This is a genomic window from Enterovibrio gelatinilyticus, assembly GCF_028683095.1.
Classification (GTDB): Bacteria; Pseudomonadota; Gammaproteobacteria; order Enterobacterales; family Vibrionaceae; genus Enterovibrio; species Enterovibrio gelatinilyticus.
In genome coordinates this window covers 1-2,752 of sequence record NZ_JAJUBC010000062.1, presented here as the reverse complement: position 1 = coordinate 2,752, position 2,752 = coordinate 1, and the positions used below count along the sequence as shown (strand labels likewise).

At 43.2% G+C, this 2,752-nt stretch carries 2 protein-coding genes; both read left to right on the top strand.

Annotation, left to right across the window (positions count from 1 at the left end):
* Nucleotides 1–116 precede the first annotated feature (116 nt).
* Complete coding sequence (locus LRP50_RS25085) at nucleotides 117–2,549, top strand: hypothetical protein (RefSeq protein WP_274167122.1); 2,433 nt, start codon at nucleotides 117–119, stop codon at nucleotides 2,547–2,549.
* A partial coding sequence (locus LRP50_RS25080; RefSeq protein WP_274167121.1) for a hypothetical protein occupies nucleotides 2,519–2,752 on the top strand: 234 nt, incomplete at its 3' end. The genes LRP50_RS25085 and LRP50_RS25080, both read left to right, overlap by 31 nt.

Sequence of the window (2,752 nt, the reverse complement as noted above, 5' to 3'; positions counted from 1 at the left end):
CCACCACGGACGCTGTATCCAAAGCACTTCATTTGAACAAGAAGTTACTTTAGGTGGATAGAATGAACATTTGCACTAGTCTACTTGAACTAGCATGTGAGCGAACAGGCATCGATATGATGCGTGCTCAAGCTGAATTTAATGATTTTTCTGAAAAATTACAGATACCAGATGACCTTAGAGGCTTCATTATTTTCATGGATGCCATTGTAGATGTCTTGGCAAAATCCGGCGATGTAACTTGCAATAACTTGGGGCTCTCGCAGGAGTTTTACACAGGATTGGTTGATGCACTTAGGCACCCAGACTTTATCCAAAATAGAAACATGTTGAAAAACAGCATGAAGAAAGGCTGGTGTGAAGATAAACCAATTTATGCGCTGCTTTTTTCCTACGGCAAATACCAGAGTAAGGATGGGCATCCGCAAATCGTCGCTGCATTTCTCCTTCAGTACTTTTACATTCAGTCTCATAAATCATTGTTAGATTTTGCCGGTTCAACGGAAGAAAAACGGTTGATGGAATCCTGTTCGGCTTTTCGTCTTCTGATGTCAAATTGTGATCAGTTTGTCTCCGCCAGATACTTACATTGTCAGAGCCGAGAAATAGCGAATTCACTTGAAGAGCACCGACAACAAGCCCCCAACCTAGCGGACCATCACAAAGACTATATGTCTAAATTGTCGCGTTTTTTTGCGTCCGAATGGATAGAATCGAAAAGCCATAGTGGGCGGCGCAATCAATCAGGGATAAGAAAAAAATCGATAAGAAAACAAGAATCTATCCCTGGTGAACCTGACTTTCTCATTCATTTCAACTCAGCGAATATGAGTCAACATGTTGGAACGGACTCTGAGCCTGATGACTTCATGTTGATACCGAGCATTGTCGAAGATATCTCTATGAAGGAAAGAGGGAAGTCGGAACTTCCTGTAGTTTCGAATATCAGAAGCAAATTGAGAAAAAGAGCGTTGAAAACTTCTGTCTCTCAGAAAGTAAAGAGAAGGTTTAATCCATCTTTGACTGCAACCCAGATTATGGCACCTGGATGCTTGGCTATGATGCTAGATGATATTCAAAATCTTTCCCTTTCAAGTGGGAAAATACAGCAGGTGCCGAAGCCCGTTATCGCGCTGACAATGTATATTTCGCTTGTGTTGGGCAAGCCAATTGAAGATGTAAAACAGCTTTATATTACCAATCAAAGAGGACTGAATGGGATCTGGGTGGATGACAGTGGAGACTGGTGGCTAAGCTTCGCCGTGAAATCAACGGTAAAAGCCTCGAGCTTACCTGCAGATCCGTCTTTATTTCTTCCAGTTTCTGATCGGGTTAATTGGCGCTGTCCAGTAAGTATTAGGGGTTATGTAGAGCGGGTTCACGGTAATGAGGATCAAATATCTTCAAGTACTGCACTTATACCAGAGCAGTATTGGGAACAAATTGAACACGCTTGCCGAAGATGGTTGAAGCAGCGGGGCAAGCGCACAAACATCAGCATTAACTGCAATATGATCAGCGAGTTTCTGAAAAACTATATTCTCGCCACCGAGGATATTGATTTAACAGTATTGGACTTTTCGTTTGGTAACTTGTCGATACTGACGCGTTCTACCCGTCATTACAGCTATTACCGACTGGATGAGTTATCGCTCCAATTGAATCAGTTATGGCTGAAAATTTCTGACTGGATGGGGTGCAATAGCACACTCCCCGGCGATTTGTTTCACTGGGAGGCCAAAAATAAGTGTTCTGGTGTCGGAAGCCCATATATTCCAACCCTTACCGCCCACAAGCGTCTCGTAGAAGGGCTGGTGCAAAAGGTTGAATCACTGAAGCCGACAAGAACGAGTTCACTACAATCCATAGTTGATCACCATAACGCTTTCGCAGCGTATGTTGCTTTTTTGCTGCTCCATGCGACGGGCTATAGAGCGATATATAACCCGCTTCCAACATTGTCTCTCACATTTAAAGATCAAGGGATGATGGTTATAAGTGATAAAGACAACACTGATTACTCCCACACCCGTCTTATCTGCATGCCGACTATGCTGGGCAATCAGCTTGAGTACTATCGAAGCCATCTCTCTAAGCTCAAAACTTATCTGATCGGTCTGGATTGGGAACTTGGTCTGAGTCTATCAAGATGGCTACGAACGACTTCTGATGACAGCAATATTTATCAAGCAGAAGAATGGTTTAAGAAACACAAAAACACAAGAACTGACCCCGGCCCATTGTTTTATATTGACCTGAAAGGGGATAGGGCGATGCCGAAAGTGCTTTCTCCCACTTGGTTAATGTCTCACATACCTCCCGACTTTAAGGTCAACATGGGACGGCACATCATGAGAACGTATCTGATAAATAAGCGATGCCGGGCTGAGCTGATAAATTTTCAAATGGGTCATTGGTTGGCGGGGCAAGCATTTCTTAGTCAGCAGTCTGCGTTTGATCTCTCAATGGTCAAAATTGAGTTAGTCCCTGTCTTGGATCAAATGCTCAAGGAGCAAGGATGGAGGGCTCTTTCATCACATCTACGTTGAGTCCTGCGTTCGCGGATTACTGCAAAGAGAAAGTGAAAGTCGGATTTCAAAAGCTGGAAGAAACCGAGCTGTGTGATTTGACGTATCGATTTTATGAGCGCTATGTATCATCGCTTGTGGTTGAAAATAATAAGGTTACCAAAGACAGCATTGTTGAGGTCATAAGAGGTTTTTCGTCGACGTTAGATATCAAGAAAATACAA